Here is a 12,318-nt window from a genome sequence, read left to right on the forward strand (position 1 = left end):
AGGGTGCCTCCTCTCGCCGCGATGGGGTAGCCCGGGCCGGGGCGGCGAAACCCGTCAGGGGGCCATCGACGGCGATGAGGCGTCGGCGGCGAGGAGTTCCGGCGCGCCGGAGCCGTCGGCGGGGACCTTCCAGACGTCGGGGCCGGGGAGGGCGTAGGCGAGGGTGCGGTCGTCCAGCCAGGCCGCCTGGTCGTCGACGCTCCTGGTCTCGGCCAGCGGGGTCTCGCGCAGGGTGGCCAGGTCCAGGACGTGCAGCCGCCACGGGTCGTCCGCGCCCGGCAGCACGCGCTTCTTGAAGGCGATCCGGGTGCCGTCGGGCGACAGCGACGGGCATTCGGCGTTGGCGCGCAGGGTGCGCGCCGTCCACGCCGCCATGTCGCCCTCCACGAGGTAGGTCCGGCCGCCGGTGGCGACGGTGGCGTAGAAGCGGTTGTCGTCGGCGGCGAAGGTGACGCCCCAGAAGTTCACGTCCGGGGCGTGGTGCCGCCTGCCGTCGAGGTAGAGCTGGATCGACTCCATGTTCTTGACGAGGTAGCCGGTCCGGGTGTCGAGGATCCCGGTGCGGGTGGAGAAGCCGGACGCGGTGTAGGAGTCGCCGCTGACGAACACCGTCCACGACACCATCCGGCCGGAGGGGGACACGCGGGCGCGGTTGGGGGTGCCGCCGAACTCCACCTCGTGGCGGGTCGTCAGGTCCCGGCCGAGCACGGTGGCCGTGGTCTTGGGCGGGAAGCCGGGCTTGGCCGCAAGGCAGACGGCGGCGTCGCCCGCGGCGTAGAAGCGGTGGCAGGACAGGCTGGTGCCGGAGACCGTGCCGTCCGCGGTGCGCACGTGCAGGCCGGGGGCGATCGCGCCGGGCGCGGTCTCCGGCGCGGGACGATCGGCGGCGTGCACGGTGTAGCCGACGGCGACGGCCGCCAGGACGACACCCGCGGCCACCACGGCCATGACCTTCATCGCGCGTCCCTGAGGATGACGGCGGCCGCGCCCAGGCCCACGGCGAGCGCGCAGGCGGCCGCCACGAGGGCGGGCGTCATGCCCCACGCCGTCCAGGCCGCGCCGAAGAGGACGGAGGCCAGGAGCCTGCCGGTGGCCTGGCCGGTCTGCAGGAGGGCCAGGCCGCCCGCCCGCCGCTCCCTCGGCACGAGCGGGCCGCCGAGCGCCATCAGGACGCCGTCGGTGGCGGCGTAGTAGATCCCGTGCAGCAGCAGGACCAGGACAGGGCCGCCGACGGGGACCAGCACGGCGGCGTAGGCGCCGAGCAGGGCCAGGTGGCCGAGCAGGAACGGCGTCCTGCGGCCGATCCGGTCGGCGAGACGGCCGAGCGGCACCGCGAGCACCAGGTACACGGCCGCGCTGCCGAGGGGAAGGAGCGGGAAGTACGCGGTGTCGATGTCGAGGCGGTCCTGCAGGACCAGGTAGAGGAACCCGTCGGTGACGCTGACGAGCCCGAGGAGCGTCGCCGCGAGCAGCACCCGCCGGAAGCCCGGCGCGCCCACGAGCGCCAGGGTGGACCGCAGCGAGGGACCGCTCCGGGGCGCCGCGGGCGATGTCGACCCGGTGTCGCGCCCCGCCGCGCCCGGGACGAAGGCGATCAGGATCAGCAGGCCCAGCGCGCCGATGCAGAAGCTCACCACGAACACCGCGTCGTACGCGCCCGCGGTCAGCCACAGCAGCGCGAAGGCGACCAGCGGGCCGAGCATCGCGCCGGTGGTGTCCATCGCGCGGTGCACGCCGAAAGCGCGGCCGAGGTGGTGTTCCGCGGAGTGCAGGGTGATCAGCGCGTCCCGGGGAGCGGTGCGGATGCCCTTGCCGACGCGGTCGGCGGCGATCGCGGTGGACAGGGCGGCGGGGGTGGCGGCGAGCAGGCCGAGGCGGGACAGCGCCGAGAGGGCGTATCCGGTGCCCGCGACCAGCTTGTGCCGTCGCCAGCGGTCGGCTGCGTGGCCGCCCGCGAGGCGCACCAGGGCCGTGGCGCCGTTGTAGAGGCCGTCCAGCAGGCCGAACTGCAGCGGGCTCAGGCCCAGGCCGATGACGAGGTACAGCGGCAGCACCGCGGTGACCATCTCCGAGGAGACGTCGGTGACCAGGCTGACCGATCCGAGGGCGATCACGGCCCCCGCGACCCGGCGGCCGCCCGGGGCGGTCGCCGGGTCGCCGGTGTCCTGCCGTGCCCTGCTCGCGGCGAGGTACATCAGTGGCAGGACTGGGTCGGGCCCGCGTCGCGGACGGCTCCGTCCACGTCGACGAAGGACACCCGGAACGTGGTGTCGGTGAAGTCGAGCCGGACGACGCCGAAGCGGTCCCAGATCCGCGTGACGCTGTTGTCCTGCACGGAGTCGCCCGCTCCGTAGAGGTCCTTGCCGCCGGTGCCGCCGATGACCTCGACGATCCCGTTCGGATCGGCCGAGCCGTCCGGGTTCTGCGGGGCGAACCGCTCGTAGTGGTGGTCATGCCCGCTGAGCACCAGTTCCACGTTCGCGTTGCGCAGCAGCTGCCACACCGGTCGGGACACCGGGTCGTTGCCGTGGTCGCCGGAGCTGAACAGCGGGTGGTGGAAGTAGGCGGCCACGCACTGCCTGGTGTTCGCGGCGAGGTCGGCGCGCAGCCAGTCGAGCTGCTCGCGCTCGTCGAAGCGGTTGGAGTTCAGGGCGATGAAGTGCCAGTTGCCGTGGTTGTAGCTGTACCACATCTTGCCCTGCGGGGTCGCGCGCGAGCCGAAGTACTCGCGGTAGGCCCGTTCGTCCTGGTTCTCCCAGTCGTCGTACGCCTCGTGGTTGCCCGGCACAGGGAATGTCTTCGCCTTGAACCGGCCCCACGACTTGTCGTAGTACGCCCGGAAGTCCTCGATGTGCGCGTCGTCGTACTGGTTGTCGCCCATGGTGATGTAGAACGCCGGGTTGATGGCCTCCGCCCGCGCGGCGGTCTTGAAGTGCATGCAGGTCGACTGGCTCGCCGTGCACTGGTCGGCGATGTCGCCAGCGCCGACCACGGTGAACGCCCCGGTGCTGGGCGCGCTGGCCCCGTAGACCTCCAACTCCCACAGCGAGTAGCCCCACTGCGTGCCGCGAACGGTGCCGTACACGCGCAGGTAGCGGCCCGAGCCGGAGAGGTTGGTCCAGTCGTCGATCCCGCCGTTGCCCGCGGTCTCCGTCGCCAGCCTGGTCCAGTTCGTCCCGTCGGCGGAGATCTCCACCCGGTAGGCCCGGGCGTAGGCGGTCTCCCAGTTCAGCCGCACGCGGGAGACCGTCGACCCGGAGCCGAGGTCGACCCTGATCCACTGTGGATCGATGCCCTCCGCGCTGGCCCACCGGGTCGTGGTGCTGCCGTCGACTGCCTTGTCCGGCGTCAGCGACGACATCTCCACCGAGGACGCGGTGACCGGCTTGCCCCGGGAGATCAGCGGGGCGTCACCGGGCGGGTCGCCCGGCGTGCCGCCCTCGCGCACCCGGTCGCGGACCCACTTGCCCGCCTCCTTGAGCCGCGTTGTCCCGGTGTACGGCCCGCTCGGGCAGGTGCCCTCGGTGAAGACCGCGCCGGAGCGGTGGTCGTCGGAGTAGTTCCAGTTGGTCCAGCTGATCTGCTTGCGCGCCATCAGGTCCAGGTACCGCTGGGCCATCGCGAAGTCGTTGGGCCCCTCGCCCGCGTAGTCCTGGGTGCCGAACTCGGTGACGAACATGGGGATGCGGTCGGCCGCGCGCGACAGCGCGTTCAGGTACTCGTCGCGGTGGGACGCCGCGTAGAAGTGGAACGTGTACATGATGTTCGACGCGTTGACCGGGTTGTTGACCACCTCGGTCTCGGTCGCGCCCTCGGAGACGCCCAGCGACGACCAGGCGCGGGTGCCGACCAGGATCGGCGTCTCCGGGTCGACCGCGCGGATCACCGGGATCAGCTGCTCGGCGTAGCTCTTGATCCGCGACCAGCTCACCCCGCTCGGCTCGTTCGCGATCTCGTAGAGCAGGTTCTTGTTCCCGTTGTGCCGCCGGGCGATCTCGGTGAAGAACGTCTTGGCGCGGCTGAGGTTGTAGTGCGGGTCGCCGGGGCTGAGCATGTGCCAGTCCACGATGGCGTACATGCCGCGCGCGGTGACCTCGTCGATGATCGAGCTCACCCGGTTGGTGAACCCGGCGGGGTCGGTCTCGTAGCCTCCTTCCTGGACGTACATGGAGATGCGCATGACGTCCGCTCCCCAGTCGTGGGCGAGCGCGTCGATGGACGCGTCGTTGACGCAGTCGGCGTACCACTGGATGCCGTGCGTGCTCATGCCGCGCAGCTGCACCGGCCGGTTCTGCTCGTTGCACAGCTTGACGCCGCACACGCGCAGTTGCCCGTTGGCGGCCACGGGCGTCGCGGCGGTCTCCGCCGCCTGCGCGCCGGACACCACGGGGATCGAGAGGGCTATCAGGGGGAGGGCAAGCAGGGAGGTCCATCGTCGTCGGGACACGGCGTTCTCCTCTAAGGGGTCCGAGCGGCCGTCACGAACGAAATTGTTAGGCAACTTTCCTATACATTCCGAACCGGTGTCAAGGTCTGGACCATCGGCGCAGCGCGGCCGCGGCCTGCGGCGGGGCGCCGAGCGCGTCGAGGCCGAGCAGGGCGGCCCCGACGACCGGCGGGGCGGTCACCACCCGGATGCGGGTGTGCGGCGCGGTAGCGGCCAGGCCGTCGCGGATCACGGAGAACAGCAGGGGATCGCGCCCGCGCAGCACTCCCCCGCCCAGCACGACATCCGCGGGCGACGCGGCCAGGTCCAGCCTGCGCAGCGCCGCGGCCGCGAAGGCAGCGACCTCCTCCCCCTGGCGCACGACGATCGAGCGGGCCACCCGGTCCCCACCCGCGGCCTCGCGGAAGACGACCGGCGCCAGCTCGCCCACCCGGGCGGCGACCGCGCGGTCCAGATGGGCCGCGATCGCCACGTCCGTGGCGGTGGCGAGGCCGAAGTGGACGGCGACCGCGAAGCGCAGCGCGGTGTCCGGCCCCCGGCCGTCCTCGGCGCGGACCGCGTGCCACAGGGCGAGCCGCCCGATGTCCCCGCCGCCGCCCCAGTCGCCGCTGATCGGCCCGAGCGCCGGGAACCGCACGGTCCGCCCGTCCGCGGCGCGCCCGACGCAGTTGATGCCCTCCCCGCACACGACCGCCACGGCGTCGCGGGCGTCGGTCCCCGCGCGCAGCAGGGCGACGGTGTCGTTGTCCAGCACGGACTTCGTCGCCCAGTTCGCCGACGCCACCGCGTCGGTGAGCGTGGCCAGCTCGACGGGCAGGTCCGCGCCCGCCAGGCAGCAGACCACGACGTCCGGCGGGTCGTCGCCGGGCAGGCCTGCCCGCGCCTCGGCGATGAGCCGGTCCAGCCGGGCCATCGCCTCGGCCACCCCGCCGACCGTCTGGTGGTTGGTCCCGGGGCCGAGGGCGTGGCCGAGCACGGCGCCCCCGGTGTCGCAGACCAGCACCTCGGTCTTGGAGTTCCCGCCGTCGACCGCGATCAGCGTGCCCACGGCAGGTGCTCCGCGTTGGCGGCGATGAGCCGGTCGGCCAGCCCGCGCGCCCGGTCGGCCTGGCCGACGAGCGGGTGGGCGAGCAGGGCGCGGAAGACCCGCTCCGCGCCGCCGTCGCGGGCAGCGGCCAGTGCCAGTTCCTCGTAGGCGGACACGTGCGCGACCAGGCCCGCGAGGTCCGGCGGCAGCGCGGTGGGCAGCGGCGCGGCGCCCGAGGGGTTCACCCGGCAGGACACCTCGATCACCGCGTCGTCGGGCAGGTTCGGCAGGGTCCCGGCGTTGCGCACGTTCACCGCGTGCACCCCGCCGGGGTCCGTGCCGACGAGCGAGCCGAGCAGGCCGATCGCGGCCTCGGAGTAGAACGCGCCGCCGCGCTCGGCCAGCAGGTCGGGCTTGCGGTCCAGCGCCGGGTCCCGGTACAGCGCGAGCAGGTCGCGCTCGATCTCGGCGACCCGCTCGCCCCGCGACGGCGCGGACCGCTGCTCGGCGACCACCTCGTCGTGGCAGTAGAAGTACCGCAGGTAGTACGACGGCAGCGTCCCGGTCGCGCGCAGGACGGCCAGGGGGACGCCGACCAGGTCGGCCAGCTCGCCGCCGTGGGCGTCGAGCAGTCCCGGCAGCCGGTCGACACCGCCCACGCGGGCGGCGCGCTCCCACGTGAGGTGGTTGAGCCCCACGTGATCGAGCGTCACGTCGGCGGCGGGGACGTCCAGCAACGCGGCGAGCCTGCGCTGGAGCCCGATGGCGACGTTGCACAGGCCGACAGCGCGGTGCCCGTCGTCGAGCAGCGCCCGGGTCACGATGCCCACCGGGTTGGTGAACGCGATGATCCACGGGTCGCCCCGCTCCCTGGCCCGCCGGGCGATGTCGAGCACCACCGGCACCGTGCGCAGCGCCTTGGCGAGCCCGCCTGCGCCGGTGGTCTCCTGGCCGACGCAGCCGCAGTCGAGCGGGAACGTCTCGTCGCTGATCCGCGCCGCCTGCCCGCCCACGCGCAGCTGGATGAGCACGACGTCGGCGCCGTCGAGGCCTGCGTCGAGGTCGTCGGTCCACGACAGCGTGCCGGGGTGGCCGTAGCGGTCGAGTATCCGCCGGGCGAAGGCGCCCACGACCGCCAGCCGCTCGGCGGCGGGGTCGATCAGGACCAGCTCGTCCACGGTGGCGTCCAGCCGGGCGAACCCGTCGATCAACTCGGGCGTGTAGGTCGAGCCTCCGCCGACCACGGCTACCTTCACCCTTTCACCCCCGTCAGCGTCACGCCCTGGATGAATGCCTTCTGGGCGAAGAAGAACATGATGATCACCGGGGCCATGACCAGCAGCGACGCGGCCATGACCAGGTTCCACTCGACGTGGTGCAGGTGCTTGAACTGCGACAGCGCGATCGACAGCGTCCAGCTCTCCTGGTTCTCGCTGGTGTAGAGCAGCGGGCCGTAGAAGTCGTTCCAGGCGTAGAAGAACTGGAAGATCGCCACCGCGGCGACGGCCGGGCGGGCCAGCGGCAGGATGACCCGCAGCAGCACCTGCCACTCCGAGCAGCCGTCGATGCGGGCGGCGTCGCGGTAGTCGTCGGGGATGGTCAGCAGGAACTGGCGCAGCAGGAAGATGCTGAACGCGTCGCCGAACAGCATCGGGATGATCAGCGGCCACAGCGTGCCGGTGAGCCCGGCGTTGGCCCACATCAGGTACAGCGGCACGGTGACCACCTGCGGCGGCAGCATCATCATGCAGATGACGACGACGAACACCGCGCGGCTGCCGCGCCAGCGCAGCTTCGCCAGCGCGTAGGCCGCCGGGATGCTGGACAGAAGCATGAACCCGGTCGCCATCAACGCATACATCATGGAATTGAGCAGGTAGTCCAGCATCGGCAGCTTCGTGAAGATGTCGACGAAGTTCTCCGGGTGCCAGCTCGACGGCCACAGGTCGCTGGTCAGCGCCTGCTCGCTGGTCATGAACGCGGTCAGCACCACGAACCCGAACGGCGCGATGAAGATGACCGCCACGGCGATCGGGATGCTGTAGCGGGCTACCCAGACCAGCCACGGGTCCCGCCGGGTCCGCACGGTCTCCGGTGGCGCGGTCGGCCTGGTCAGCGTGGCGGTCATCGCTCGCTCCCCACGAACTCCCGGAAGCGGCGCAGCAGCACCAGGGTGACGGCGAACGCGACCACGAACAGCACGACGGCCAGCGCGTTCGCGTAACCCATGTCGTAGTAGCGGAAGCCGGACACGTAGAGGTGCAGGGGGTAGGTCAGGGTGGCCTCCTCCGGGTAGCCGAACGTCGACGAGATGCCGCCGCCGGTCGTGGCCTGGCCGCTGGCCACGCTCGCGGCGACGGCGGCCTGGGTGAAGTACTGCAGGGTCTGGATGACCCCGGTCACCGCGGCGAACAGCAGCACCGGCGCCATCGCGGGCAGCGTCACGTGCCGGAACCGCTGCCACCGGCCCGCGCCGTCGATCTCGGCGGCCTCGTAGAGGTGCCGGGGCACGGCCAGCAGCGCGGCCAGGAAGATCACCATGAGGTCGCCGACCGCCCAGGTGCCCAGCAGCACCAGCGACGGCTTGGCCCACTCCGGCGAGTCGAACCACAGCGGGCCCTCGACGCCGAGCCAGCCGAGGAACCCGTTCACCGGGCCGGTCGCCGGGTTGAACAGGAAGACGAACGCGATCGTCGCGGCGACCGGCGGGGCGAGCGCGGGCAGGTAGAACACCGTGCGGAAGAAGCCGCCGCCGCGGCGCACCCAGGTCAGCAGCAGCGCCGTGCCGAGCGCGGCGAGCATGCGCACGGGCACCAGGACCGCCACCAGCCACAGCGTGTTCAGCGCGGCCTTGACCGCCAGCGGGTCGTGGGCGAACAGGTAGGCGTAGTTGCGCCATCCGACCCACTCCGGCGCGGCGAGCAGGTCGAACCGGGTGAAGGAGAAGTACACCGCGGACAGCAGCGGGTACAGGAAGAAGACGCCGATGCCGACCAGGGCGGGCGCCATGAAGCCCAACACCGTCATCCGCTGCCGCCACCGCCCGTGGCGTTCCACTATGGACATTCTAGCGGCCGAGGTCGAGCGCCTGGTCGATGCGCTTGTCGAGGTCCGGCAGCCCGGCAGCCGGATCGCCGCCCGGACCGGAGAGGTAGGCGTTGACGTACTCCTGGGTCAGCTCGATGTACTTCGGCCCGGCCGCGTTCGGCGGGGTGGTCGCGGTGCGCGGGTGGGCGAAGATGTCCAGGAACGTCTGGAACTCCGGGTCGGCCTCCAGCGCGGGCGAGGCGAGCGCGGCGCGCGTGGTGGGCACGTTCTTGATCGCGTTGGCCAGGCCGACGATCGCGTCGGTGTCGGTCGTCAGGTGCCTGATCAGCGCCCAGGACGCCTCCGGGTTGTCCGAGTTCGCCGCGACGCCCATGATGTTCCCGGTGACGTAGCCCGCGCCGTGGCGGTCGAGCGCGGTGTCGGGGACCGGGACAGCAGCGGTGCCGAACTCGATGTCGGGCGCCTGGTCGCGCAGGAACGCCACCCGGTACTCGCCGTCCACCGCCATGGCGATCTTGCCTTTGTGGAAGGCGTTGTCGGCGCTCCACTCGTCGCCCAGTCCCGCGGTGAACTTCTGCAGGTTCTCGTAGCCGTACCAGTCGACGAGGTCCTTGTGCCACTTCAGCATGGCCGCCCAGTCGGGGTCGCCGCCGATCGCCGAGCGCTCGTCCGGGGTGAGCCACTGCAGGTCCCACGACGGGCCGACGTGCGAGGGGGTGTGCTCGTAGAAGTTCAGCAGCGGCACGAACCCGGCGACCTCGATGGTGCCGTCCGCCCGCCGTTTGGTGAGCCGCTTGGCCATGTCGGCCAGCTCGGTCATCGTCCGGGGCGGCTCGGTGTACCCGGCCTCGGCGAGCAGGTCCTTGTTGTAGTACAGGCCGTAGACGTCGGCCAGGAACGGCATCGCGCACCGCTTGCCCTGGTAGGCCGTGTACGAGCGCACGGTCTCCGGGTACTGCTCCAGGTCGACCTTGTCGCGCTCGAGGTAGGGCGTGAGGTCGCGCCAGGCGTTGCCGGAGCAGAACTTGCCGACGATGTCGGTGGAGTAGGACAGGGCGACGTCGGGGCCGTTGCCGCTGGAGATCGCCTGCAGCACCTTGGCGTCGTCCTGGCCAGCGGTGATCCGCACGTCCACGCCGGGGTGCGCGCGCTCGAACTCGGCCACCGCCGCCTCGACGGCGGCGGCCTCGCGGGCGGTGAAGAAGTGCCAGAAGTCGACCGTCCCGGTCGCCTGCCCACCCGAGGGCGCGACGACATCGGTCTCGGTGCTGCCCGGGGTGCAGGCGCCCGCGAGCAGGAGCGCGGCGGCGGCGAGCAGGGCGGGGCGGGGTGCCATGGGACCTCCGGTGGGTGTGGGGACTATCCGCGGTCGAGCAGGGCGGTCCTGACCGCGGTGAGCGTGGTGTTCATGGCGCCGAGCAGCACGGGGTCCTCGGTGACGCCGGTGGAGGCGACCGCGGTGTCCAGCACGGACAGCTCGCGCAGCGCGGCGCCGACGGCCTTGTGCAGTTCCGCGCCGCCCGCGTGGCCGACCTCGCCCGCGAGCACGACCAGCGGCGGGTCGAGCACCGCGATGACCGCGGCGAGCCCGACGGCGATGCGCAGCGCCAGCTCGTCGATGAAGGCCCGCGCGCCCGCCTCGACCGCCGCGGCGACGGCGGCGTACCCGGTGTCGGCGGCGATGCCGTGCCGCGCGGCCAGCTCGTGGACCGCCTGGCCGCTGACGAGGTCGTGGAAGTCGTGGACGGTGCCCTCCGCGGGCAGCCCGACCGGCATGTACCCGATCTCGCCTGCGCCGCCGCGCGCGCCGCGCAGCAGGCTGCCACCGAGGTCGATGGCCAGACCGAGGCCCTCCTCGCCCAGCCACAGCAGCGCGAACCCCTCCACGTCCTCGGCGATCCCGTGCGACCGCTCGGCGACGGCGGCGAGGTTGACGTCGTTGTCCACGCTCAGCCCGGTGCGCAGGCGCGCCCGGATCTCCTCGACCAGGCCCGGCCGCGACCACCCGGGCACGTCGACGTAGCGGATCACCCCGGCGTTCTCGTGGTAGGAGCCGGGGACCCCCAGCTGCACGTGGACCACGCGGCGCGCGGCGACCCTGGCCTGCTTGCACGCGGCGGCCACCACCTCGGCGATGGCGTCGACCGGGTCCGTCGCGGCGAAGTCGACCGGCGTCTCCACCCGCGCCCGGATCTCGCCCGTCAGGTCGCAGAGGGCGGTGACGAGCGCGGAGTCCCGCGCGCGCAGGGAGACCGCGGCGCCGTAGGCGGCGTTGGGGTTCACGCCGTAGACGTCGGCGTTGGGGCCGCGGCCGCCGCTGGTGCGGCCGACCACCTTGACCAGCCCGGCCTCCTCCAGCCGCCGCACGGCCTCGGAGATCGTCGGCTTGGCCAGCCCGGTGAGCGCGCACAGGTCGCCCCGGGTCAGCGGGCCGCCGTCCAGCAGGTGGCCCAGCGCCGCGGCCTCGTTGATCTCCCGCAGCATCCGAGCGGACCCCGCCTGGTGGCTCATGCTCCCGCGTCCCCTTTAATTAGGCAGTATGTCTAACTAAAAGAGGACGATAGGGCGGCGCGGCGCACGGGTCAAGGGTCAAGCCCGCTCAGGTCAGCGCGAGACTGCGCAGCCACCCGCGGTCGCGGCCGTGGACGGTGAGCTTGGCGGCGAGGACGCCCCCCGGGTGCCCGTCAGCGGGGTCATGCCGCCCATCCGCACCACCTGTCGGGACGGCCGTGGATGTGGTCGGCAAGCCAGCCGGGCACCAGGAGCACGCCTGCCGTGGCAGACACCGAGGTCGTCTAGGTGGCACTTGGCGCAGAGCGAGGCCCAGGGCCGCGACGGCGACCACGCGGAACGCCGCGCCCTCGTCGCCCAGCGACCGGCCAGCGGTCCACAGTGCACGGCTCACGCCGGGCGTGCCGGAGCAGCAGGCCCTGTCTGACCGGATCGGCCCGGCCGGATCAGGTGAGAACGCTGCGGCTGTCGGTGGTCGCCCACGCGGACAGCCAGGCGCCGGGGTCGGACCTCGGCGGGCTTCGCGACCGCCAGGCTCAGCATGGCGTGCGGGCCCGGCAGGCCGGTGACTATCTCGTCCTGGCTCCAGCCGAGCACGGGATGGCCGCGGTGGCCGCCGAGGCCCGCCGGGTCGGCGTCGGCCAGGGCGGCGAGGTGGTCCGCGACCAGGGCCAGCCGTGCGGGGAGGACGGGCATCGAGCCCACCGGGTGCGCCAGCAGGCCGCCCGACGGCCCGCTGTCCAGGTCGTGGTCGGTGGAGCCGACGGCGGCGGCGCGTGGCGGCCTGGGCGAGCACCGCTGCGGCGCGATCGGCCGCGCAGTCGGCGCCGGGGAGCGGTCGCGGTCCGGCGACGACGCCGCCCAGGCCGCCGGACAGAGCGGTGCCCGACGCGGCGGCGACCGCCCCGCGCAGCCAGGCCCGGCCCGCGGCCGGGTCGGGCACCAGGGCGGCGAGCGCGGCGGGCCGCGCCGCGCTCGCCGACGACGTCCAGGAGGAGAGCGGCGTCCAGGAGGGGAGCGGCGTCGTCCGGCACGGCGCGTTCGGCCTGCGGACCCGCCATCAGCGCTCCCTCCGGGCCGCGCCCCTCAGTGCCAGTGGGGGCAGCCGTCGTCATCGCGGTCGTCCAGGCCGCACAGCAGGCCGGACGGGGCCGCGATGTCGTCCGTCGCGACCTCGGTGATCTGGGTGTCCAGCTGGTCGACCAGCTCGTCGAGTTCGGACTGTTCGAGCGGCGATCGCATGATTGCCTCGTTTCACTCGTCGCACCGGCGGTTCCGGTGGTGC

General features: G+C 72.9%; 11 protein-coding genes. All 11 read right to left on the reverse strand.

Annotation, left to right across the window (positions count from 1 at the left end; all coding sequences use genetic code 11):
- Positions 1–54 precede the first annotated feature (54 nt).
- Positions 55–957: a TolB family protein gene (locus IEY98_RS24830; RefSeq protein ID WP_189213043.1), complete on the reverse strand. Its 903-nt coding sequence runs from the start codon at positions 955–957 to the stop codon at positions 55–57.
- The gene (locus tag IEY98_RS24835) at positions 954–2,195 is read right to left on the reverse strand and encodes an MFS transporter (protein ID WP_189213044.1); all 1,242 of its coding nucleotides are present in this window, start codon (positions 2,193–2,195) and stop codon (positions 954–956) included. The genes IEY98_RS24830 and IEY98_RS24835 overlap by 4 nt, the downstream gene beginning before the upstream one ends.
- A complete protein-coding gene (locus tag IEY98_RS24840; RefSeq protein ID WP_189213045.1) occupies positions 2,195–4,447 on the reverse strand; it encodes a cellulase family glycosylhydrolase in 2,253 nt (750 codons plus the stop codon). The genes IEY98_RS24835 and IEY98_RS24840 overlap by 1 nt, the downstream gene beginning before the upstream one ends.
- A 79-nt stretch (positions 4,448–4,526) precedes the next feature.
- Positions 4,527–5,495 carry an N-acetylglucosamine kinase gene (locus IEY98_RS24845; protein ID WP_189213046.1) on the reverse strand — a complete coding sequence of 323 codons (969 nt, stop codon included), beginning with the start codon at positions 5,493–5,495 and terminating at the stop codon, positions 4,527–4,529.
- Positions 5,483–6,730: a family 4 glycosyl hydrolase gene (locus tag IEY98_RS24850; protein ID WP_189213047.1), complete on the reverse strand. Its 1,248-nt coding sequence runs from the start codon at positions 6,728–6,730 to the stop codon at positions 5,483–5,485. The genes IEY98_RS24845 and IEY98_RS24850 overlap by 13 nt, the downstream gene beginning before the upstream one ends.
- A complete protein-coding gene (locus IEY98_RS24855; protein ID WP_189213048.1) occupies positions 6,727–7,602 on the reverse strand; it encodes a carbohydrate ABC transporter permease in 876 nt (291 codons plus the stop codon). Before IEY98_RS24855 ends, IEY98_RS24850 begins: the two co-directional genes overlap by 4 nt.
- Complete coding sequence (locus IEY98_RS24860) at positions 7,599–8,540, reverse strand: carbohydrate ABC transporter permease (RefSeq protein ID WP_189213049.1); 942 nt, start codon at positions 8,538–8,540, stop codon at positions 7,599–7,601. The genes IEY98_RS24855 and IEY98_RS24860 overlap by 4 nt, the downstream gene beginning before the upstream one ends.
- Position 8,541: 1 nt before the next feature.
- Positions 8,542–9,858 (reverse strand): ABC transporter substrate-binding protein, encoded by a 1,317-nt coding sequence (locus IEY98_RS24865; RefSeq protein ID WP_189213050.1) that lies wholly within the window; start codon positions 9,856–9,858, stop codon positions 8,542–8,544.
- 23 nt (positions 9,859–9,881) lie between these two features.
- Positions 9,882–11,033: an ROK family transcriptional regulator gene (locus IEY98_RS24870; RefSeq protein WP_189213051.1), complete on the reverse strand. Its 1,152-nt coding sequence runs from the start codon at positions 11,031–11,033 to the stop codon at positions 9,882–9,884.
- Positions 11,034–11,423: 390 nt separating this feature from the next.
- Positions 11,424–11,729, reverse strand: a complete 306-nt coding sequence (locus IEY98_RS24875) for a hypothetical protein (RefSeq protein ID WP_189213052.1) — start codon at positions 11,727–11,729, stop codon at positions 11,424–11,426.
- Positions 11,730–12,119: 390 nt separating this feature from the next.
- Positions 12,120–12,275, reverse strand: a complete 156-nt coding sequence (locus IEY98_RS24880) for a hypothetical protein (RefSeq protein ID WP_189213053.1) — start codon at positions 12,273–12,275, stop codon at positions 12,120–12,122.
- Positions 12,276–12,318: the final 43 nt, after the last annotated feature.

This window comes from Actinokineospora fastidiosa (assembly GCF_014648415.1).
Lineage (GTDB): Bacteria > Actinomycetota > Actinomycetes > Mycobacteriales > Pseudonocardiaceae > Actinokineospora > Actinokineospora fastidiosa.

What these genes read in the sequence shown, in the direction of transcription:
- IEY98_RS24870 (WP_189213051.1), bottom strand. Translation starts at nt 11,033, where the DNA reads ATGAGCCACCAGGCGGGGTCCGCTCGGATGCTGCGGGAGATCAACGAG.
- IEY98_RS24835 (WP_189213044.1), bottom strand. Translation starts at nt 2,195, where the DNA reads ATGTACCTCGCCGCGAGCAGGGCACGGCAGGACACCGGCGACCCGGCG.
- IEY98_RS24865 (WP_189213050.1), bottom strand. Translation starts at nt 9,858, where the DNA reads ATGGCACCCCGCCCCGCCCTGCTCGCCGCCGCCGCGCTCCTGCTCGCG.
- IEY98_RS24855 (WP_189213048.1), bottom strand. Translation starts at nt 7,602, where the DNA reads ATGACCGCCACGCTGACCAGGCCGACCGCGCCACCGGAGACCGTGCGG.
- IEY98_RS24830 (WP_189213043.1), bottom strand. Translation starts at nt 957, where the DNA reads ATGAAGGTCATGGCCGTGGTGGCCGCGGGTGTCGTCCTGGCGGCCGTC.
- IEY98_RS24880 (WP_189213053.1), bottom strand. Translation starts at nt 12,275, where the DNA reads ATGCGATCGCCGCTCGAACAGTCCGAACTCGACGAGCTGGTCGACCAG.
- IEY98_RS24875 (WP_189213052.1), bottom strand. Translation starts at nt 11,729, where the DNA reads ATGCCCGTCCTCCCCGCACGGCTGGCCCTGGTCGCGGACCACCTCGCC.
- IEY98_RS24860 (WP_189213049.1), bottom strand. Translation starts at nt 8,540, where the DNA reads ATGTCCATAGTGGAACGCCACGGGCGGTGGCGGCAGCGGATGACGGTG.